Origin of the sequence: Kribbella sp. NPDC026611 (assembly GCF_040638345.1) — a bacterium.
In the GTDB taxonomy this organism is placed as follows: Bacteria; Actinomycetota; Actinomycetes; order Propionibacteriales; family Kribbellaceae; genus Kribbella.
In genome coordinates this window covers 1061496-1082482 of sequence record NZ_JBEZYC010000003.1, presented here as the reverse complement: position 1 = coordinate 1082482, position 20987 = coordinate 1061496, and the positions used below count along the sequence as shown (strand labels likewise).

Annotated in this window: 21 protein-coding genes and 1 pseudogene; 13 read left to right on the top strand and 9 right to left on the bottom strand. The window is 64.7% G+C overall.

Annotated features, from left to right (window positions below; genetic code table 11):
• Positions 1 to 77 precede the first annotated feature (77 nt).
• Both AB0E69_RS17140 and AB0E69_RS17135 read right to left on the bottom strand, forming a co-directional pair.
• Positions 78 to 323 (bottom strand): annotated as a pseudogene (locus tag AB0E69_RS17140) (SOS response-associated peptidase family protein); the annotation flags it as partial.
• 87 nt (positions 324 to 410) lie between these two features.
• Positions 411 to 884, bottom strand: a complete 474-nt coding sequence (locus tag AB0E69_RS17135) for a hypothetical protein (RefSeq protein WP_360145889.1) — start codon at positions 882 to 884, stop codon at positions 411 to 413.
• A gap of 527 nt (positions 885 to 1411) precedes the next feature.
• Between AB0E69_RS17135 and AB0E69_RS17130 the strand changes: the two genes are divergently transcribed.
• From AB0E69_RS17130 to AB0E69_RS17120, 3 genes are all read left to right on the top strand, one after another.
• Complete coding sequence (locus AB0E69_RS17130) at positions 1412 to 1597, top strand: hypothetical protein (protein WP_360145886.1); 186 nt, start codon at positions 1412 to 1414, stop codon at positions 1595 to 1597.
• Positions 1598 to 1854: 257 nt separating this feature from the next.
• Positions 1855 to 2028, top strand: a complete 174-nt coding sequence (locus AB0E69_RS17125; protein ID WP_360145883.1) for a hypothetical protein — start codon at positions 1855 to 1857, stop codon at positions 2026 to 2028.
• A gap of 250 nt (positions 2029 to 2278) precedes the next feature.
• A complete protein-coding gene (locus AB0E69_RS17120) occupies positions 2279 to 2476 on the top strand; it encodes a hypothetical protein (RefSeq protein ID WP_360145880.1) in 198 nt (65 codons plus the stop codon).
• 534 nt (positions 2477 to 3010) lie between these two features.
• Here AB0E69_RS17120 and AB0E69_RS17115 read toward each other — a convergent pair.
• A complete protein-coding gene (locus AB0E69_RS17115; protein ID WP_360145877.1) occupies positions 3011 to 3991 on the bottom strand; it encodes a hypothetical protein in 981 nt (326 codons plus the stop codon).
• A gap of 108 nt (positions 3992 to 4099) precedes the next feature.
• Here AB0E69_RS17115 and AB0E69_RS17110 point away from each other — a divergent pair, with 108 nt between their 5' ends.
• The 3 genes from AB0E69_RS17110 (at position 4100) to AB0E69_RS17100 (ending at position 6414) form a co-directional block, all read left to right on the top strand.
• Complete coding sequence (locus AB0E69_RS17110) at positions 4100 to 4270, top strand: hypothetical protein (protein WP_360145874.1); 171 nt, start codon at positions 4100 to 4102, stop codon at positions 4268 to 4270.
• A 203-nt stretch (positions 4271 to 4473) separates the two neighbouring features.
• The gene (locus AB0E69_RS17105) at positions 4474 to 5880 is read left to right on the top strand and encodes a hypothetical protein (RefSeq protein WP_360145872.1); all 1407 of its coding nucleotides are present in this window, start codon (positions 4474 to 4476) and stop codon (positions 5878 to 5880) included.
• A gap of 51 nt (positions 5881 to 5931) precedes the next feature.
• Positions 5932 to 6414 (top strand): SAM-dependent methyltransferase, encoded by a 483-nt coding sequence (locus tag AB0E69_RS17100; RefSeq protein ID WP_360145869.1) that lies wholly within the window; start codon positions 5932 to 5934, stop codon positions 6412 to 6414.
• A 14-nt stretch (positions 6415 to 6428) separates the two neighbouring features.
• Here AB0E69_RS17100 and AB0E69_RS17095 read toward each other — a convergent pair whose 3' ends face one another.
• Complete coding sequence (locus tag AB0E69_RS17095) at positions 6429 to 7778, bottom strand: hypothetical protein (protein WP_360145866.1); 1350 nt, start codon at positions 7776 to 7778, stop codon at positions 6429 to 6431.
• A gap of 176 nt (positions 7779 to 7954) precedes the next feature.
• On the opposite strand from AB0E69_RS17095, the gene AB0E69_RS17090 reads away from it, so the two are divergent.
• Positions 7955 to 8701, top strand: a complete 747-nt coding sequence (locus AB0E69_RS17090) for a helix-turn-helix transcriptional regulator (protein ID WP_360145863.1) — start codon at positions 7955 to 7957, stop codon at positions 8699 to 8701.
• A gap of 54 nt (positions 8702 to 8755) precedes the next feature.
• Here the strand turns inward: AB0E69_RS17090 and AB0E69_RS17085 are convergent, their stop codons facing one another.
• A complete protein-coding gene (locus tag AB0E69_RS17085) occupies positions 8756 to 9481 on the bottom strand; it encodes an XRE family transcriptional regulator (protein ID WP_360145860.1) in 726 nt (241 codons plus the stop codon).
• A 161-nt stretch (positions 9482 to 9642) separates the two neighbouring features.
• Here AB0E69_RS17085 and AB0E69_RS17080 point away from each other — a divergent pair, with 161 nt between their 5' ends.
• From AB0E69_RS17080 to AB0E69_RS17065, 4 genes are all read left to right on the top strand, one after another.
• The gene (locus AB0E69_RS17080; RefSeq protein ID WP_360145857.1) at positions 9643 to 10593 is read left to right on the top strand and encodes a phosphotransferase; all 951 of its coding nucleotides are present in this window, start codon (positions 9643 to 9645) and stop codon (positions 10591 to 10593) included.
• Positions 10594 to 10771: 178 nt separating this feature from the next.
• The gene (locus tag AB0E69_RS17075) at positions 10772 to 10939 is read left to right on the top strand and encodes a hypothetical protein (RefSeq protein ID WP_360145854.1); all 168 of its coding nucleotides are present in this window, start codon (positions 10772 to 10774) and stop codon (positions 10937 to 10939) included.
• Positions 10936 to 11202, top strand: coding sequence for a hypothetical protein (locus tag AB0E69_RS17070; protein ID WP_360145852.1), 267 nt, complete (start codon positions 10936 to 10938; stop codon positions 11200 to 11202). Before AB0E69_RS17075 ends, AB0E69_RS17070 begins: the two co-directional genes overlap by 4 nt.
• 614 nt (positions 11203 to 11816) lie before the next feature.
• A complete protein-coding gene (locus tag AB0E69_RS17065) occupies positions 11817 to 12125 on the top strand; it encodes a hypothetical protein (protein WP_360145849.1) in 309 nt (102 codons plus the stop codon).
• Here the strand turns inward: AB0E69_RS17065 and AB0E69_RS17060 are convergent.
• From AB0E69_RS17060 to AB0E69_RS17045, 4 genes are all read right to left on the bottom strand, one after another.
• Complete coding sequence (locus AB0E69_RS17060) at positions 12122 to 12343, bottom strand: helix-turn-helix domain-containing protein (RefSeq protein WP_360145846.1); 222 nt, start codon at positions 12341 to 12343, stop codon at positions 12122 to 12124. The two genes, AB0E69_RS17065 and AB0E69_RS17060, sit on opposite strands and share 4 nt — an antisense overlap.
• 386 nt (positions 12344 to 12729) lie before the next feature.
• Positions 12730 to 13725 carry a hypothetical protein gene (locus AB0E69_RS17055; protein WP_360145843.1) on the bottom strand — a complete coding sequence of 332 codons (996 nt, stop codon included), beginning with the start codon at positions 13723 to 13725 and terminating at the stop codon, positions 12730 to 12732.
• 28 nt (positions 13726 to 13753) lie between these two features.
• Positions 13754 to 15103 carry a hypothetical protein gene (locus tag AB0E69_RS17050; RefSeq protein ID WP_360145840.1) on the bottom strand — a complete coding sequence of 450 codons (1350 nt, stop codon included), beginning with the start codon at positions 15101 to 15103 and terminating at the stop codon, positions 13754 to 13756.
• A complete protein-coding gene (locus tag AB0E69_RS17045) occupies positions 15087 to 15416 on the bottom strand; it encodes a hypothetical protein (protein WP_360145837.1) in 330 nt (109 codons plus the stop codon). Before AB0E69_RS17045 ends, AB0E69_RS17050 begins: the two co-directional genes overlap by 17 nt.
• A gap of 674 nt (positions 15417 to 16090) precedes the next feature.
• On the opposite strand from AB0E69_RS17045, the gene mobF reads away from it, so the two are divergent.
• Together mobF and AB0E69_RS17035 are read left to right on the top strand one after the other, a co-directional pair.
• Positions 16091 to 19705 carry a MobF family relaxase gene (gene mobF / locus AB0E69_RS17040; protein WP_360145834.1) on the top strand — a complete coding sequence of 1205 codons (3615 nt, stop codon included), beginning with the start codon at positions 16091 to 16093 and terminating at the stop codon, positions 19703 to 19705.
• Between the two features lie 410 nt (positions 19706 to 20115).
• On the top strand, positions 20116 to 20955 hold the full coding sequence (locus AB0E69_RS17035; RefSeq protein WP_360145831.1) for a hypothetical protein: 840 nt from the start codon (positions 20116 to 20118) through the stop codon (positions 20953 to 20955).
• The last annotated feature ends 32 nt before the right edge of the window (positions 20956 to 20987 follow it).

The following is a 20987-nucleotide window of genomic DNA, read 5'->3' as shown; positions in this document are numbered from 1 at the left end:
GGAACGACCGCTCACACCCGTTCGCCTGGACCAAAACCGCCGACCAGATCCTCAAGAAAGCCAACCGTCAGAAGACCTCAGACGCGCGGCACTAGTAGTACGAACGGCTGCTTCAGCTTTCTCCCGGACTTGCCGACCTCGTCGGTCTCGAGCCATTCGTAGAACGCGTCGACCGGGATCAGCGCCCGCTGGGACTTGAACGCCCGGCGGTACGCCGGGTTCTCGTGGACGGTCTCCGCCCGGGCGTTGATCATCCGAGCGCCGACCTTGAGGTCCTTCGCCCAGAACGGCAGGAGGCCCCACCGGAACGCGCGGAGCTCGCGGACCGGATCCGCGTCGGCGCCACCACCCGCGCGACCAGGTCGAGCACCACAACGCGGTCCTCGGGCGTGGGGTGCGGACTGTAGATCTCATCCCGCACCCCCATCCTCCTCGTCGTCGATGAAGGCACGGAGGTAGCGATGCTGCCCCCGGCCGATCGAGTCTGAAACCTGCGATCCACGGACCCAGTTGTTGTACGCGTCGGCGTACACCAAGAGGCAGTTGGTGACGAACCACGAGTAAAGATCGGACTCGTCCGGGTCCCACGCGGCGAGAGCGCCGTCATCGCGGAAGCGCAAAAATGCTTCCCCGATGGCCACCCGGGCGATCTCGGCCCTGTCGTCGCGGGTCCAGTCCTTCGGGGGCGTCAGACCTTCGAACTGCCGAAGGCCGACTCGCCGTGCTGCGGCGAACACGGTGCCCTTCCGCGACATGGACATCAGCCGTTTGAACGTGAACGTGAACGCACTGCGGGCGAACTCGTTCCACAGTTGCTCGCCTTCCTCGGGATCGGCCGGACGGAGCAGCGCGGCGGCCAACTCGATCTGAGCTGACTGCCGCACCGTGGGTCCGGCGTTCTCCGCGGAAGGGTTTGTGGGGTCCCCAGCCGGACCCTCATCGGGGTCGCCGGTCGGGGCACGGGGGTTCTTTGACATTCGCTTCTTATGGGGGGAGTTGGCATTGGCCGTACTGCACGGCGAGTCATGCAGTACGTCGTGGCGGAAGCAGAGGGCGGCCAGAACTCCTCGAGGGGTAGTAAGCAGCGGTGCGTCGGTTCGTGCCGACAGCTCGGCGGCCTGACGTCGTCCCCGCGGTGGCGGGATCTTGAGCGTCTAGTTGGTAGTAAGCAGCTCCCCGCCGATTTGTGCCCCAGATCGTGGAGAAGCTGAAGAAGATTGTCCTAGACCTAAACCGGATAACACCAGCAACGCAGTGGTCTTATCTTGGCTCGGAGCTAAATGGAAACCGCTCACCGGCTGGCCGGCGCCTCAAGCGCACGCCTTCGCGGCGCTGGAATCGCCCTGTAGCCGTACGGCGACATGCACTGAGGTCGCGGAGCGCATGCTGGTGCCGTGGCCAAGGGACCTCGATGAGTCCGCGCTCGGCTGATGCCGACGGCGTGGTACGCCTCCCGGCCGACCTGGTCGGCCCGGTCGAGGTCGAGCTCGCACGCGCGGTCGAGGCAATCCCGCCGGAGTCTGCTCTGCCGGGCGGCTGCCGGTACACGAGCCGAAGTGGGACGGCTATATTCACTGAACTTGGCAACCCATACTGACTACTGAGAGCCAGCTCCCGACCAGAACGCAGCGGCGCACCAGTGGATCGTTAGCTTGTAGCAGACTAGGAACGTATCGGAGCTGCTTGCCGTTCGTGATGGGTTCAGCGCCTTCGCAAGCAACTTCCCACCGTCCTTCGCACCTTTCGCCGGGCAGGTGATGCAGATCACCTATCCGGTCACAGGCACTCCCGATTCCTCGCTGCTGTTCGTGAAGTCGGGTCATACGACAGCAGACTTCGGGGACCCCCACCGCAGTGGTCGCTCTGCGCGAGGGATCGGGATCCCTCACCGCTTCCCAGTTCGCCGCGATCTTCGGCACGACGACTCCCTTGTTCTCGGGTGGGGCGCCGCTGGTCGAGCGTCTGTGCTACAGCGGACCGAATCCGCCGGCTCAGGTCTCGGTCACCGTGACGACACTGGACAGCTGACAACCAGGGTCGTCCACGACTGCACGAACAACAGACGGAACGGCATGGAACCTCGCCTGGCCTGAAGCCTCCCATCCGTGGACCGTGATGCCGGCCGGGCCCATCCGGCCGGCCGGCATCACATGTTTCTTGCCTTAGGCACCATTTTGTGTCCGGAGATCCGGCCATAACACTCGGTTGGTCGCCATTCGTTCGTCAACTCGCCGTCGGGCTATCAGCGGCAGTCGGCACTCAGGCCGACGATTCTCGTATGAACGATTCCCCTCGTTCGCCGACCGCTATCAGCCGGCACCCGCACTCGGTACCGCGGCTGGCCGATAGGCAATTCACCAGCACGCCGTCAGCGTCCTGCCTGCGCGTTGGAGCATTTCGCACCGAGCGCGCCGAGAACGATCTTCGGTTGGCGCTCGCCGAGTTCGACTCCGAGGCGGAAGCCTCGCACCGGTAGTAGTCACCGGCGATGTTCACCCGCTGTCCGGACAGGCAATGACGCAGCAGCACGAGGAACTTCCGATACCTGGTGCTGCCTAGGATGCCGCTCCGAGCACGGAGAACGCCTCGAAGCTGGTCAATTCGGCAACCCAGAACGAGTCGTAGCCCAGGCGTCCAGCACACCTGGGCAACACGATCGCCTCTGTGGTGGAACCGATGAACGGTGCCGCGGTGACTCCTAGTGGGCTACCGCTGCCGGGAACCGACCGGTCCGCGGGTGATAGCCGCGGCGCGGAACTCATAGCCGAACCGTGCGCACGCCGCGCCATGTTGTCTGGCGGGTATCGGATATGACGATCGGCTTTCGTTTCGTTGCACTTCGTCCAGATCGGAAGCAACGGTCCAGCTCTTCTCGACGATCGTCGCCGAGCCACTCGGGCTGGTCCAACTCTCGGCTGGTGGGGTCGATGCCTGCTGCGCTGGCGATCTCGCTCAGGGCCGTGTCAAGGCGGTCGCGTTCGCCGCTACTGAGAGTCATGCGTGATAGAAGTTAGCCAGCGATCAACGCACCGACGCGCTCGAGCACTCCACTCACCCCGTTGTGCGTGGCGAACGGACGAGCCAGTGACGCCATCGCCTGCAGCCGATCGGCAGCACGTACTGAGTCCGTGGCCAACGCCATGTCGACGGCCCGGTGTCCGGCCGTGGCCGCACGGTCTGGCTGCGCGTCGAGCAAGTAGCCAGTGGCGATGCTGATCGCGTCGAACGTGCGGCTCCGCTCCTCCCCTGCACCTCTGGTCGTGTACGAGCGTTCGGCATGATCGATTGCCCGCTCCGCAAAGCGGGCCCGATGTTCCACGTGTGAGGCGAGGCAGCCATAGATGACGCCAGAGATTCCATCCAAGTCCGCGGGCGCGAGGAAGAACCGAGCCCACGACGGGACCGTGCCTTCGTCGACCCGCCCGAGCTCGTCTCTGGCACGCGCGAGCGAGTCGGACACTCTGTCCGCAGCGCCGAGCATGGCGTACGCCCATGCCTCGTTGGCGTGTAAGACAGCAACTGCCGCGAGGTTCCCGCTGTCCTGGGCGACGATCTGCCCAAGCTGCCACAGCCGCAGCGCCTCCTGCGCTCGGCCCAGGTGGATCGAGACTCGGCCGAGACGGTAGAAACCGCCGGCAATCAGGGCAAGCTCGTTCACCTCCCGGGCAAGGACGAGCCCAGCGGTCAGGTAGTGACGGGCCGCCGCGTGGTCGCCAAGATCGTGGCTGGCCCACCCGGCGACCTGATACATGTCGGACAACGCGATCTTGAAGTACGCCTCGGTCTGCTCCGTCTCAAACCGGCTGCTCAGCATGCCGCTCGCCCAAGCGAGGTAGTTGGCTGCGGAATCCCGGCAGGATCCGCCGCCCCGCGTGGCATCGATGTGGCGGTGTTCATCGCAGACCGCGCGCACCAGGTCGACGTGGGCTGCAGTAACGCGCTCCGGGGGGCCAGGCGCCTCCGGATGCTTGGCAGCCGCGTACTCGCTCAACTCAGACGGAACCGGTCCAACCGCCAAAGCGGCCAGAGATCCGACGAACCCTGGGACTGCCCCCGGGTCTCGCAGCCTTGTTTCGCCCTTGGCTCCGCTACTTGACACATGAGATCCGACGCCCAGCAGACCGCGGTCGATGCCGAAGCCATCCGCGATGCGTACCAGTACGTCGTACGACGTCACCAACTGCTTGCCCTGGGAGATACTTCGCACTCGGGTCTCCGCGAGACCGGACGCAGCTGCGAGCGCGCTCCTGCTGTAGCCGCGATCCCTTAGGAACAAGAACAACGTCTTGATGTCATGCTCGGCCAGGCAATCCCGAAGTGACCGTCCCCCGTGCACACCCGAGGTCCACCATTGCGGATCTGGCCGTACCACGTGCACCTCAACCTCCTCTGCCGCTCAGTTTTGGATACGATGAGCGAACCATGGCTCCCTCGGGTGGGACATCAGTTCGGACGTCGAGAGTGGTGAAAGCGGTGAACGAGCGGAGGTTGAGCGCTAAACCGCGCCGCAACGCCAAGCTCGCGGCTGTCATCGCAGAGGCGGGTTGGTCGCACGCCCAACTCGCACAGGCGGTGGGTCGGGTCGCCGTCGAAGCCGGCAACGAACATCTCGTCTCGGTGGGCAGATCCCACGTCTCGCACTGGGTCGCGGGGTCAACGCCATCGGGTGACGCGCCGGCAATCCTGGCGGAGGCCCTTTCCCGTCGCCTTGGCAGGGTCGTCACTGTCGACGAGATCGGCCTGTCCGGCCCGGAGTCGCATGCAGCACCGGATTGGTCCGCAGATACGCTGACGACGCTCGCCGATCTGGGAAGAGGCAACGTGGACATCGAGCGCAGGTCCGTGCTGCGAGCCGCTGGCTACTCTGTCGCCGCGCTGGCGGTGCCGCCACAAACCTGGTGGGAGGCAATGGCGCGCCGGGGAGCCCAGCGCTCTGCCCGGACTGGCCCGGTGATGGGCGCCGGCGACCTCGAAGCGATCCGTGAGATGGCGGACGTGTTCACTCGGATCGATCAGCGGCGTGGCGGCGGGCATGCACGTACCGCCGTGGCGCAGTACCTGGCCTCAGATGTCTCCAGCGCCCTGAGAGCCAGCCACTCCAGCGCTGCCATTCGCCGCGACTTGTTCTCCGTTGCCGGCGAGCTTGCCTACCTGTGCGGGTGGATGGCGTTCGACGATGCCGAGCACGCGACCGCACAGAAGTACTTCACCGTCGCCGTCCAGCTCGCGGCCGAGGCTGACGACCCACCGTTGGCTGGCCACGTGTTGCGTGCGATGGCTCATCAGGCTGTCGATCTCGGCCACCCACGCCAAGCCATCCAACTTGCGAAGGCGTCGTTGGACGGACGACGATCGGGCCTGGCCAGCGCCCGCGAGCGGGCGTTACTCGAGGTCGTCCACGCCAGGGCACTGGCGGCCAATGGCGACGGCACTGCAGCCGCGAAGGCTTTGCTGCGTGCCGAAGACAACCTCGCCAGCGCAACCATGGGCGATGACGAACCCAGCCGGGTGTTCTTCTTCGGCGAGGCGAGCCTCGCTCATGAAACGGCGTGTACCCTGCGCGACCTCGGTGATCTGACCGCGGCGACGTCCCAGTTCAGGCACAGCGTCCGAACTCGCAAGGCCGCGACCTTCACCCGCACGCACGCCGTGACGCTGGGATATCTCGGCGCAATTCAGGCTCGTCAGGGGGCTGTCGAAGAAGCCTGCTCGACCTGGTCGACGGCGCTCGATGTCATGGATGGCGTGCACTCCGGACGGACACGTCAGACCGTCGTCGACATGCGCGCAGCCCTGTCGCCGTTCCGAGCTCGCGGCATCCTCACCGCAACGGAACTCGACCAGCGGGCTTCCCGCTACCTCGCCTCCGCGGCGAGGTAGCCGAAATCGTCGCCCAACGCCGTCAGCCTCGTCGATCGAAGGACCTCCCCCATGACGCACCACGCCCTCACGCTCGAACCCGTCGCCCAGGTCATCGGCGGCCGAAGCGAACCAACCGATGACAACTGGGGCGGCACGCGCGCCATCCTGCGCATCAACGGCGAGCGGTTCGACGAACGATCCACCGTCGGACTGGAGGACTTCTCGCACCTTGAAGTGGTGTTCTTCTTCCACCTCAGCGACCAGAGCGACTTGAACCTCGGCGCTCGCCGCCCCAGGGACAACCCGGCTTGGCCCGAGGTCGGCGCGTTTGGTCACCGGAACATGCGCCGGGTCAACTGGCTCGGGATCTCCCGCTGCCGGCTTTTGAAGGTCGACGGGCTCGACCTTCACGTCGAGGATCTCGATGCCGTAGACCGCACGCCCGTTCTGGACATCAAGCCGTGGTTCGACGAGTTCGGGCCGAGAGGTGCGACCCACCAGCCGGCTTGGACCACCGACATGCTCGTGAACTACTTCGCTACGACCAAGTAGGCATCGTCGCCTGCTCAAGAACCCTTCATGTGGGCAACATATCGGATCGCCGCGTTCAACCCGCGCGTCGACAGCAGCCGACTGCGCGGATGCGCGACGTCGTCAACTCCCTCAACCGCTAGCTCCGCACATCGCTGTTGGAACCACGGCCAGGGCACGTCCAGATGGTTGGCGATCGTCTCCAGCCTGCGTTTCGAGGACTGCTCGGTGACGGACGACGGCCCATGCTCTGGATCAGCGACGTCGCAGAGCGCCCCCCGACACGATCGCGATGCGCTCGCATCGGCGCAGCAGAGACCGCAACCACCGATTCGGTTCAAGACCATGGACTCGTCGGCCGAAACCGTGCGCTCGGCCTCTGAACGCTCAGACTCGGCGTTCAGGGTCGCCGCGATCCCGAACCCCTCCATCAGCGCAACCGCCAACAGGAGCAAGACCCGCTCGTACAACGGTGAGTTCGAAACATTCGAGACGTAGAAGTCACACCGCAGGCCCGGGAACCACCGCGAGCTAAGCCGGAGGTATTCGAACCTGTGTCGCCAGAGCAGCCACGAGGTCACATCCTCGCCGCTCCGCCCCTGCGTCCAAAAGCACGGCTGGCCCAACATCCGCTCGAGATTGCGAGTGCTGTACTGGGTACAGAACCACGACCTAAGCCAGTGGACGGCAACCGGCGTGAGCGTAGGCATCTCGGTCCACGGCGCATCCCACACATAATGCCCGTCGCGTGGCTCCAGCCCTGACTGAACAGTAGAGATCTGACTATCGTCTGCCAGCAACGCCACGTCTGTATTTGTAACTGCCCAGATAATGCCGACCGTCAGATCATCTACAGCGACCGCCGACGAGACTGGTTGCAGGCCCGTACGGCCTCCGACACGGCCAGCGAACCGGCGCCCGTCCAAGATGTACGACTGTTGCTTACCGTCCACGACCACGACAAGGGAACGCCGATCTGGCCGGTTCAGTACGCCATCAGGCCCGGCGTCGACCATCAACCATCCCTCCCCAGACGACGCTGCCTCGCGAAGGTGAGCCTCGACGTCCACTCCGGAGAACGATTGACCCCCGGGGACATACAGGGTGTTGGCCCCGGCTGGCGGCAGCCGGCCAGCCATCAGGTCGAGGAGGGAGACGGTACTCGATACCCGCGCCTCACTAACACGCCGACTATTGAAGAAGCCGAGATCAGCGGGATCTGCCTTCTCGAGCACACGGCACAGGGCCCGCCGAACGTGCGCCGGCGGCCAGGTATACATGCCACACTCCCAGTCGGAGATCGACTTGGCGGTGATGACACTCTCCTTGCCGCTGGCGTTGTAGATCTCCGCCCTGACGAGGTCAGCCAGTTCGCGCTGTGTCATGGGACCTCTTGCTTTTCGCAGCAGCCTGTTCGGCTCCCGATCTGCCATGAACCTGATTCCTCCTTCTCTCGAGGGAAGGATGGCGTGACTGTCCAGGACATCGACACGGCATCAACAGACGTCCGAAGATGTTTCCCTCCCGGCGAAAGGCCTGGAAATGTCCTAGGTTTGCTCTTGTGGCTAACGAACGACTGCGCGCCGCGCTCGCCGAGCACAACCTCACCTACCTCGCGCTCGCCGACGAACTGGGTGTCAACGTCAAGACGGTCGAGCGATGGGTTGCCCACGACTACATCCCGTTTCCCCGCAATCGCCACCGGTTGGCCACACGGCTCGGGCGGGACGAGTCCTACCTGTTCCCCACCGCTGTAACAGGCGAGCGTGCCGCCGCGGTATCCGAGAGCGAGATCGTTCGGGTCTACCCGCAACTCTCCGACGTCTCGGCGGACGCATGGCGAACGTTCTTCGAGTCCGGCGGCAACGACATCGGCATACTCGTGTATGCAGGGCTGTTCGTTGCCGAAAGCACGCAGCTGCAACGGATCATCCGCAAGAAGGCCAACGCCGGCTCGAGGGTGCGGATCTTGCTGGGAGATCCTGACGACTCGCATGTCGCCGAGCGTGGGCGCGAGCAGGGCATCGGGGAGGCGTTAGCTGCAAAGGTCCGCAACTCCATGGTCCTCTTCAGTAACTTGGCCGGCGTCCCCGGTATCGAGTTTCGGACCCATCGGACGATTCTCTACAACTCGATCTTCCGCGCTGACGACGCCCTACTGGTCAACACTCATATCTACGGACTGCCGGCCACACAGGCTCCGGTGTGGCATCTGCGTAAGATCCCTGCCGGCCAACTCGCGAGCCACTACCTCGAGAGCTTCGAACGCGTCTGGGAGAGTGCCCAGCCGATCGCACAGCCAGGATGACCTGTCCGATCCCACGCGACGCCGCCTCTCAGGTCCGGGACATCGGCTGAGCGTTCAGAGTCTGAATGCGCGCGGTGACTCGGCCTGCGACCAGATGGTCTCGAAACTGGCGAGATACGACCGGAACATATCGCCGCCTGCCGAACGACGGTAGTGGAAGACCGGCGACGCTGCCCCGACGATGCCAGGGGCGTGCTGATTGACCAAGAGCTGGTCATCGGCAACGTACATTGAGTTGTAGAGCACGATGTTGTGCAGACGTACCTCGAATCCGTCGCATGGCGACAGCGGCTGGAGTCGTGCCAGAGCGCTTCGCGACTCCGCGACCGCCCCGTCAGCGTCGGCATCAAGGTCGCCAACGGCGTTGGCCGCCAGGTCCGGGTCTCGCAGGCCGACCCTGACTCGAGTCCCCGCTACGCACCTTTCGCGGAGGCGAGGCAGGAACTCCGAATGCCGCAGCAGAAACAGCGCGTCGTTGGCGATAATGCCGATCTCTGACACGGCGGATCCGAAGAGCGACAGCCAGAACTCGTCTGTGAGCGCTGTCCGACGAGGGTAGACGGCAACCAGATCCGGTTGACGCGCTTGACTCAGCTCAGGCCATGTCAGCTCCTCCTCGATTCCGAGCAGCTTGGTCAGCGTGGCGCGGTGCCGGGCGTGCGGCAGCTGACCACGCAGCCAGTTCCGGACCGTCTTCGGATCGACGGCCACCTCGGCAGCCACATCCGCCTCAGTGAGGTTCGCACCGTACATCGCTCGCCGAAGCGCCTCGTTCACCATGCTCAACCTTGCCAGCTACCAGATGTCTATGGATGTCCGTTGGACGGTAGCACGGAAATGTACATAAATGTCCCCTTCCGAGCGGTCTCACAGGCTGTATGGGAATTGCCGATCTTCCACGGAACATGCCCTCGAAGCTGCAGAAGGCTAACTTCTACCGTGTGACGACTCTCAGCCGCGACGAAGGCGATCGCCTCGGCGCAGCCCTGCATGAGATAGCTGCCACCGCCGGCATCGACCCAGCCGGCGCCAGACTCTTGCGCTACACCATGAACGCAGTGTTCTACGTGCCCGCTGCGGATGTCGTACTGCGCATCGCTCCGGCCGATCATGTCGGCGAAGTCCGTCAAGCCGCTGCAGTCGCCACCCGATTCGCCGAGCTGGATCTACCGACCGTTCGGCTTGCACCGGGGCTGGAGGAACCGATCGCGACCCCGGCATGGGCTGCAACAGCGTGGACCTACCTCGCCCAACCTGCTGGTCATCGGCATCAGCTGGTGGACCTCGCCTCGCCACTCCTGTCCGTACATTCCATCCATCAGCTTGGGCTCCCCATCCCCGAATGGGACGTGATTGATCGCAGCGAGATTCGCGTGCGGAAGGTAGCCGATGCAACTGGCGAATCCATGGACTACATGCGCGCTTGGGCGAAGCGTGAGCTGAATCTGCCCATCCTTGATGTTGTCGACCGGTTACTGCAGCGCGCGGCCGAACTGCGCTCCGCCGTCGCGGACGCCCAATGGGCCCTGCCGGTCGGCGTAATCCATGGCGACGCACACGCTGGGAATCTGCTCGCCGCATCGGACCACGTGGTTCTGATCGACCTCGATTCAGTTCGCTTCGGGCCTCCAGAGTGGGACTTGGTTCCGGCGGCGCACGGGGTCGAACGGTTCGCTGACCCGCGCCGCGAGTACGACGACTTCGCGTCCGCGTACGGCTTTGACCTGTTCTCCTCCCCCAACTGGCCGGTCTTGCGTGACGTGCGCGATCTCCAGCTGACGACCAGCGTGATCGCGAGACTCCTAGGCCGGCCGGATGTTGCTGATGAGCTCGGCCATCGCTTGCGCAGCTACTTCGCCAAAGATCACGCGACCTGGCATCGCTTCAGGTAGTCCGCCTGTACAACGCGGCGCGATCGCGTGGGGGTCCATGACGAACCCCCACGGTGGACTGATCAAACCACGGTCAACGCGCCGACACTCGGTCATCTAGCGCAGTACCGCGCTACCCGTGACCCAGGCAGTCGCTCGTCTCACGGGCCAACCCACCCGGCTCATACGGGAGGCACACGTGAAAGGCTACTTTGGCATGCTGGCTCACCTCGACGCGCTACCAGCGATGCTGGACACCATCTCTGGCTGGAACAGCACCCTCGCGATCGGGGTCATGGCCGTTGTTGCCGCGAGCACCTACGTAAACATCGTCCGAGCGATCGACGACGAAATTCGGGGCGCATGATGAACCCTGATCGCCTCGAGCCGGTCCACTGCGTCAGGGTGTGGTTCGGGCAACACGTAGTTGCCAGCTACACCGCCTCGGCCAGCCTCGCCGACCGGTACGCCGCCTCCATGCAACGCCGGTTCGCCGGCCTCCGGGTGACCACGGATCCGGTAGCGGCGACCGACCCAACACCCCCGAAGGCCCGATCGGTGCCCCCCGAGTCGAACGCGATCTGCCCGGACGTCGGCGTCGAGGTAACCCGGCAGCCGCCCACGCCCTGAACTGCGCCACAAATGTCCGAAGATATCGAACGACGCGGTTTTCCTGTCCGCCCGGAGCTGTGAGTCTCGAGTCACGGACGATGGCCCGCCGTTGGGACGAACGAACCAAGGAGGCAGCGAACTGATGCGCCGCGGGAAGCTGTTTCGGTATCGCGATCCATCCGGAGTCCGCGGCACCGGCGTCGTTGCCTTACTGGTCGGGTTCCGACCAGACGGGGACGCTAACCAACGGGTGGTCGTCAGGCGGCTCGGCCATAACCCGCATAGCGCTTTCTGGCCGGGCATCGGCGATCTCCTTGAGATCCACGGCCACCTTGGCGCATCAGAGATCCGATGGCTGGATCCCGATACGTTCGATCCTGAAGCGGATCCGGCGCTTTCCGACACCGGACACACCCTCTGTAGACAGGCGAGGCCGGCCTGCGAGCCCCACCTCCGCGTCGGTCACGCCCTTCCAATCCGCGCCGCATGCCCGGCGTAGGCCCGGCCCTGCCACCGTCTCCCCTGTCGGTGGCAGGGCCCCCAACAACTCGGAGGACGTCAGTGGAGTGGACCAACCCCAAGCACGGAGACAGGCTCCAGCTCTCCGGCTGCGAGCCAAGCACATTTCGAGTGTGACCCCCGAACATCCGCCAGGCGCGAACCATCTCCTGACCGCCGCGCGAATGCGCACGGTGTCGCGTAATGCGCCCGGACGCCCGATGAGCCGCAGCGAACTTGCTCAGCGCGTAGCCGAACTACTGTACGCGGTCAACGCCAAGGTGTATCCGATCACGGGTCATTACATCGCGAAGCTGGAACGGGGCGCGGTGCGGTGGCCGTGCCAGGAGTACCGAGCGGCGCTCTGCCTGATCCTCGCGGCAAAAGACGACGCCGACCTTGGATTCCACCCGCCGCAGACCAGTCGACGGGCGGCCGACTAGTGCCGCTGATCAAACGTTGACTCGTCATCTCTGTGCTCCATCACGTCGAGCCACCGGATCACGACGCTCTGGCGGTAGCGTACGTGTCGGCCGACGCGAATTCCTCGCGGCCCGTAGTTGTGGGTTCGCCAACGATAGAGAGTGCGCTTGGGTACCTTGAGGTACGCGGCAACCTGATCGATATCCCACAGCGGATCAATCATCTCCGGTGCCGGCATCGTCGCCTCCTCCCGCTGAGAGGAGACCCGCCTGATCGGGGCGCGACATGTGCCTGGCGGCCCGCTTTCCTGGTGTCTCGGCACTCCGCTCCCGCTCGGCCTTAAGGACGCTGCGGACGTGACGGCCAGTCCAACCGAGGATCTCGGCTGCTGCATCAGCGCTACCGCACACCCTGGCAAGTTCAGCAGCCTCCGCGGCCGACACTTCCTCAGCGTCCCGAACCCTGTCGTCGTGTCGCTCAGCCGCGAGTAACCTCGCCTTGATCGCGCGTTCCAGCGCAGCCTGGGCTCGAGTCGCGCGTGCTGTTGCGGCCTCGATGCGCGCCTGACGTTGTCGTGCCCTTCGAAGGGCCGCAACTCTTGTATTCGACATGCGCGGATCTCCATCACCGTTCAGGACCCTCGAAGGGTCGGCCGTCAGTTTCGGGGGTGTTCTTCAGAGTGTCGAGTGAAATTGCGCGGAGATCCGGACGTCGGTGACCAAGCCCGCCGCGTCGAAGCTGCCCATCGACCGACCCAATCAAGCGCCGCGCAACCGACACCACTCGAGCGCCGGCCCGCTCGATGACCTTCTCTGGCTCGCGCTTGTTCACCTCGGCGGCCCACGCGGCGATGTACCGGAAAGATGACCCGCCGGTCGACCACCCATAGTGAGCCAATAGGAGGTAAGCCACAGACTCCGCTTCGATCTCTCGGATCCCGCGGCACATGACGGTTCCGGGCGTTGCGACCTCCTTTGGGGCGTGCATGCGCAGGTGAGCAACTTCGTGCGCCAGCCGAGCGACAGCCGTGACCTCCTCCAGGCCGCGCCTGATCACGACGATTTGCTCTTGGTGGTCAGTGAACCCTTCGAGGCTCGCGGCGCCGCGTCTGGTTTCTACGAGTGAGTAGCCCGATGAGCGGACTTCATGCGCCAATGCCCGCCAGAGCTCACCGGTCGACGTGCCGCTGGACGACGGGACCAGCTGAGGCAGCGATGGGCCATCGGTCTGCGAGATGTCCCAGACGGATGCGACCCTGAACCCGACAAGTCGTCCGCCACCGCGAGCTTGTTTCGCCCGTTCGAGCTCCAGCTCCGGTTGATTCGCCTCAATGGTCAGTTGTCGGCCGCGCTCCAGAATGACGGGCGCCAGGATGCGGATCTCCCTGTCCTGCTGACCTTTCTGGACGGATCGCCCGAGCTTCTCCCAGATGTCGGACCGTGCGACTTGGCTTGCGTACGGCATCTGCAATGTGATCAGCACGACGTTCCGGAAGCTGTAGTTGCGTAGAGCAACTGACGCTTCCAGCCATCTGACCCATTCGACGCCCGAGCTGTGTTCCCGGATCTCCGAGTGCAGTGCGTCGCGCAGATCCGCCGGGGTGACTCTTGGCCGCTCCATCAATCCTCCAAATTGAGTCCGGGAAAGCTCAACGTTCGGGACCGTCCAGATCGGCGCTGACGTCCGAAAACAGTGCGTCGTACGTCGACGGAGTCCACCGCCAGCGCGACGCGTGCACGATCGGGGGCGCGCTGAAGTGCTCAGGTCCGTATGGGCGCCGAAGGGAGGATGTTCCAGCGATGCTTCGGGCTGCCCGCGCTGCAACAGACAGGTGATGCGTCAGGTCCGTCATGTCCGCCGTCAACTGGTCGAAGCACGACGCCAGATTCGTCCTCACCCACGACAGCTGCGGATACTTGAGCCGCCAGGCACCAGGCTGGTTGTGAAATTCACGATCGCGCTTGCCGAGTTCGGGCTTCGGGACGAAGAGCCGGCCATGCAGGATCAGCCACGCCACCGTATTCTGCTGCACCTCGGCCACCCGGACAGCCGCATGGATCAGCTCGTCGATCACATCGCTAGCAGTCTCGACCGCCCGGCAATCAGGGAGTAGCTCACGCCGGCCTTTCAACCGTTGCCCATCGGACAGCCATCCGCGCAGCGCTTGCAGCAGTTCGACGAATGCCGCCTCCGGCGCAGCATCGCTGCGGCCGCCCACGTCGGAGACACGAGTCCGCAACAGGTAGGGCACGTGCTGCGTGATCGCACCCGCCGCACGCAGAGCCTGCTCCACTTCGCCGGCGGCCTCGCTGTTCGAAGCCGACTGAGTCATCAGGTGCGTGAGATGAAGGCAGTAGCCGATGACAGTGCGCAGCTGTGCTGTAGTCGACCGAAGGTCGCGGGACACCACACCACCAGGGTGAGTTGCATCGTGCGTCGATTGCCAGTGCGCGGCTAGCAGGATGACGCGGGACTGTTCGTCGACAGGTGCATGCGGCAACGTTGTCGCGAGCCCAAGCAGTGCGCCTATGGCCGGCGATCCGGGAACACGGTGGAAATCGAGCTCTTCGAGCACATCGACCAGATGTCCGAGCAGCCGCCGGTTGGTCTCAATGTCACTGCCCTGCTGACTCGCGAGCCTCGTCACTGCCGCGCGCGCCGCCAGCGCGGTGATCGATGCGATCTCAGATCGGGCCGCAACCAACCACTCGTCCTCGAACGCCTCGCTGGTGCTTCTATTCTGCGATGCGAGAAGATCGGCTCCAGCACCGAGCGACCGAGCGAGTACGCCGAACGGGCCTTCCGCTCTGGTGCCGCTGGCTCTTGCGTAGTCGGCTGTCGATAACTCGAGACGTAACCAGCGGAAGTGATGACGAGCCGCTCTCAATGTCGCCTGCCAGCCGGCGATCAGATCCGTGTCGTCATCGACTGCGAGGTTGTAGGCAACGACCGCGTCCCGTCTCGCGACTCGAAGCAGGTCCTCATACGTCGTGCGCATCCTGGACCATCCGGATGTCTTGTGCCGCCGACCTCAAAGCATCCGCCAGGGCGAGGCGCCAGCTCAGCTGATCGATCGGTGCGTCGAGCTGGTCGACTTCGCGAGCCGCTTGGTCGAGTAGCTCGGCGGGGTCGGCCTGCAGTTGCCCGCCGTACGGCTCGTACGGCGCGCCCAACAACTGGAGACAGCGAAACCGACTGAAGGCTGTCATTGCCCAGCGCTCGCCCGGTCGCCTCGCCTCCAGCATCTCGACAATCGCCTCGGCCTGGAGGACCAGCTCGATCACGCGTCTCGGAACTTCGAAATAGTTCATGGAATCCCTTCCGTCACAGTGAAAGATGCGCCGGACCTGCCGGTTCTCGATGCGCTGGGGCCAGATCTGTGGATAACCGTCCCGGATCCGATGCCCGTGCGAGGCCTTCTGTGGGTTCAACGTTCGGGGCAGCCCTTCAGCTTTGTGCCGGCTCAGGACCACACGACAGCCGGCCGGCGGACGTGGTTGTCGGACCTCAGACCGTTCACACCTCTTGCATCCAAGGCGTTTCCGTCGCCGAAACGACTAGATGCGATCTCGTCGGTACCCCAGCGTTGAGCCTTCATGGGGCACCGAGCGAGCGGATCTGGGCAAGGGCACGACCGGGCGTGCGAGCACTGCGGCGCGTTCTTCATTGCACGGCGATCCGACAGGCGGTTCTGCTCGGACCGCTGTCGTTTGCGCCACTGGCGCATGCTGAAGTCGGGCCTCGGCCCGATGGCAGACGACGAGTCTGCGGCCAGGTCGCCAAGTCAAACAGCCCGCGAGATCCTCCTTGGCCTATTGACCGCTGAGATGCCAACCGTCGTTGCCGAACGGGTGCGAACTGCCATCGCCGAGCTCTCCGAACTCGACCGAGAGATCGTCCGCGTCCGACGTCGGAACGCACGTCGAGCAACAGAGACCACAGCCGGAAGTCCGCGCGACTCGGCCGCGGAAGTTGGTAGCAGCGGGTGCTGAGCATTCACCGATTGACAGCTGGCGACGGCTACACCTACCTGCTGAAACACGTTGCCGTTGGTGACGTGGACCGCCGCATGGCTACACCGCTGACGGCCTACTACGCAGCATCCGGCTACCCTGCAGGGCGATGGCTCGGTCGTGGGTTGGTTGGACTCGGCAACGGTGAGTTGACGGCCGGAGCTGAGGTCAAAGAGCAACAGATGGCGGCGCTCTTCGGACGAGCAGAAGACCCTATGACGGGTACTGCGCTCGGCGAGCCGTACCGCATCTACAAGACCACCAACGACTACGTCGCCGAGCAGATGCGCGCACTTGATCCGGCCATGACGGCAGCACAGCGCGACCTTGCGATCGAGCAAATCCGCAAGGCGGCAGCACGTCAGAAGACGAGGCAAGCAGTTGCCGGCTATGACGTCACTTTCTCCCCTGTTAAGTCCGTATCGGCCCTGTGGGCAACCGCCGATGTCGGCGTACAAGAACAGGTTGTCGCAGCCCACCACGAGGCCGTCGACGACGTCTTGAGACTGATCGAACAACGGGCGGTGTTCACCCGCTCCGGTCAGAACGGCGTCGCGCAACTCGACACTCGCGGTGTGATCGCGACCGCATTCGATCACTGGGACACCAGAAGTGGCGACCCACAACTCCACACTCATCTCGTCGTGGCGAACCGCGTCCAAGGCGCCGACGACGGCCAATGGCGCACCATCGACGGCAGGGTCCTGTACGTAGCGGCCGTCGCCATGTCCGAAGTACACAACGCGCTTCTGGCCGACAACCTCAGCCGCCGCTTGGGCGTGACCTGGCAACTCCACGAACGCGGAGAGCGCCGAAACCCGGCGTTCGAGATCGATGGAATCCCAGAGGAGCTGATCCGCGAGTTCTCATCACGCACCGACCAAATCGAAGCGAATCTCGCAGACCTGCTGGCCGGACGCGACGACCACATCCACGCACCCAGCCGGCGCGAGATGTACGTCCTACGGCAACAAGCAACCCTGATGAATCGACCGGCAAAGCACCTGGCGAAGCCGCTCTCAGATCTGATGCGCAGCTGGCGCGATCGCGCCGAGCGAGTGACGCACGGCGAAGCAAACGCGATCATCGAGAAGACCCTCACCCGGGCCACAGATCGTCCACTCACCGCCGCCGACCTGAGTAGCGAGACGATCCACGCGTACGGCGCCACGACCGTGCTGGCACTACAGACGAAGCGATCTACCTGGACACGATGGAACCTGCTCGCCGAGGCCGCCCGGCAGAGTCGCCTTCTCCGCCTGGCGACGGCTGAAGACCGTCTTCAGATGCTCGAGGCGGTCGTGCAAGACGCCGAGCGCCAGTCGATCAGCATCACACCGCCCGCCACCTTCACTTCACCGCTGGATCGCGCCGACGGGCAGAGTGTCTTCACGATCCACGATGGTGAGGTCTTCACGTCTCCGGTCATCTTGGGAGCCGAGCGTCTGCTCCTCGACCTCGCCGTGAAGTTCGGCGGTCCGACCGTGCCTCGGAGTCGATTAGCCGCTCCGAATCTGAGTGATGACAAAGTCCGAGCACTCCACCGAGTAGCTTTGAGCGGCCAAACGGTCGAGGCTCTCGTCGGACCAGCCGGCACCGGCAAAACCAGCCTTCTCGCCGCCCTCCGAGGAAGCTGGGAAGCAGAACATGGCGAGGGCTCCGTCATCGCTCTCGCACCGTCGTCGGCGGCAGCAACGGTGCTGTCCGACACTCTCGCGCTTCCCGCAGACAACGTCGCCAAATGGATCCACGAGGCGGTCGGCGTTGCGGCCGATCAGCGCACCCACTGGCTCGGCGAACTCGAACGCGCGGCACAAGCAGCCGAGGCATCCGGCCGCCGCCGCCGTCACCAGCGAATCACTGCCAAGCTTGCCCGGGGGTATGCCGAACGTGACCGGTGGCGCTTCCGCCCGAACCAACTCGTCATCGTCGACGAGGCGTCGATGGCCGGCACCATGGAGCTCGCCACTCTCGCCCGCGAAGCCGACAAGGCCGGTGCAAAGCTCCTTCTCGTCGGCGACGACGCGCAGCTCGGCGCCGCAAATGTCGGTGGTGCCTTCCGTCTCATTGCGCGCGACACCAAGGCAGCCGAACTCAGCGACGTCTGGCGCTTCAGCAAGGCTTGGGAACGCGACGCTAGCCTGCAGCTCCGCGAAGGACAGCCCGAAGTTATCGATCTGTACGACAACCACGAACGGCTCTCGCACGGATCAGTAGAGAACATGGAGAACGCCGCCTACGCCGCGTGGATGACTGACATCGCCGCTGGGAGGAGCAGCCTGCTCATCGCCGCCGACAACGCGACGGTGGCCCGCCTGAACGCCCGTGCCCGACTCGACCGAATCGACTCAGGCGAGGTCGAGCCAGACGGCATCGTCCTCCACGACGGCAACCATGTCGGTCCTGGCGACGACATAGTCACCCGCCTCAACAACCGCCGGCTGCGCATCGGCCAACGCGGCTTCGTTCAGAACGGCAACCGCTGGACCGTGATCCACCGCTGGGACGACGGCTCGCTCACCGTCCAGAACGATGACCTCCAAACCGTCACGCTCCCCGGCGCCTACGTCCGCGAATCCGTCGAACTCGCCTACGCCACCACCGCTCATCGAGCCCAGGGCTCCACCGTAGACACCGCCCACCTCGTCGTGACCGACAAGCTCACCCGGGCCCTCATGTACGTCGGCATGACCCGCGGCCGCGACAGCAACCGCGCGTACGTCGCCACCCACACGACAACCGCCGAGATGCACGAAGCCCAGTTCCCACAAACCATGCAAGACGTCCTCGAGGCCGTCCTCGAACAAGACGGCATCGAACGCTCCGCCCACGAAGTCATGCGCACAGAACTCGACAACGCCACCCGCCTCGACCGCCTAGTCCCCATCCACGAGCACCTCTGCCAACTTGACGCCCGCGAGCGCTATCGCCCCGCCATCACCAACAGCGGCCTCGACCCCATCGACCAAGCCGCCCTCCAATCCTCCCCCGCCTTCGGCCCCCTCATCACCGCCCTACGCCGAGCTGAACACCTCGGCCTGGACGTCTCGAGGACCCTCAGCCGTATCGTCACCCAGTCGTCACTGACCAACGCCAACGACATCGCGTCAGTCCTTCACACCCGCGTCGAGCGACTGATCACGCGAGCCGAACGACGTACGCGCATGACGCCACCGACGCTTGTCGCCGGATTGCTCACACCTTCTGTCCGCGTCTCCAATCCGACCTTCAGAGCCGCCCTCCAAGACATCGAGTCACAGCTCGTGCAGCGCGCCGACTGGCTCGTGGATCAGGCCGCTGCAGCGAACGAGCCGTGGTACCGCGTTCTCATCGACTCTGTGCCAGAGGCAACCGAGCAGCGGTGTCAGCTCGTCCGCGACATCGCCGCATACCGCGAGCTACACCAGGTCCGCAGCCTCGATCCGATCGGATCGCCGCCGTCGGAAGACCACGCTCGGCTGCGCCATCACCATCGCCTTGAGCGGACAATGCGGGATCTGGTTGATGAAGCTGCCTCACGACCGATACCGGATCCAGATCCAGACCCCCGCGTGAGTCCTGGCGTCAGGCCAACGATCAACCGCTAACGCTTCGAGGCACCGACGTGCTCCGCCGGCTTGCTCGACCATCACAAGAATTGCCGAGCACTTGCTGGTGCGGAGGCTCACCGGCAACCTTGCGACTGGCCGCCCGACGGTCCCGTCCGGACGCCGAGAGCCGATCTCATGGACTCATGGTTCGTCGCCCGATGGGCGCTTGATGGACGGCGGACAGGGGCAGCAACGCCCGGGTCAGCGAGTTGACGAATGATCCCCTTCCCAGGCCCATCTTTGACCAGCTGTGACAGCCGAAGGCGCCGACCGCACCTCCAGATGCCGATGTTGCTGGCCCGGAAGGCCGTCCAGCACGTCGACCCCGAGCCTCGTCTTTGGAAGGGACAGGTCGTTGCCGCTCTCGGTACCGGGTGACAAGGTAGGCGAACCGAGAGGGAGGCGTTATGACCGGTACGACTGGCTACCGAGCGGACCTCACGACGTACGCGACCTACGGGGTATGGGACGAACCGTGGGATCAAGCGGCCGCCCCAAAGGCAGACCGCAACCGACAGAAGGCGGCCGAGCGATGGGCCGCTCGTGAAACTGAGCTTGGTCCTCGAGGGGCCGACGTGCTGGAACAGCTCACGTGGGAGCAGTTCGAGGCGAACGCTCCGTGTCCTGGCTGCGGGCTATCGGTTAAAGGTGACCCGGATACAAAATGGGTCGGGAAGCCGCTGATGGTCCTGACCGCAGAGGAACGGGCGGCTCGCGACGCTGAGGATGCTCGCTTCCACGCGGCACATCCGAACCATCAGGCGGCCCGTTGGGCGGCGGGCAGCGTCGACCATTGTTGTCGATGTTGCCCGATGCCGCCGATGAGCCCGAGGCGCCTGGAGGAGTTGCGGCATAACCCGGTGTTGCGGGCACTCTGGTCCAGGGAGCCCTGCTATGACGTGATGCGCTGGGACGTGCGGTGGTGGTGTGGCTGCGTCACCGAGGAACGCCTCAACATGGACCAGAAGGCCTACGGGCGGCTGACGGAACTTGCCGCGCGAAGGTGCCCCATTTGCGCAGCCGATCCTGTGGTGGTCGTCGCGTCGAGGGCAGCAGGGCTGGTCGGCCAGCCGGCACCGCCGCCGTCGAAGGCCTCGCCGACGCGGCCGCAGCCGCGAGACCGCCGAACCAAGGCCGAGCTGGTAGCCGAGATATCGGAGCTGCGCGACCGCATCACCACACTGGAAGCCGGGGTGCCCGGGGAACCAAATCAACACTCACCTCTGCCGAATGACCAGTCGGAATAGCAGCGGCGCGTTAGGCCGGTAGCGGCAGTGCG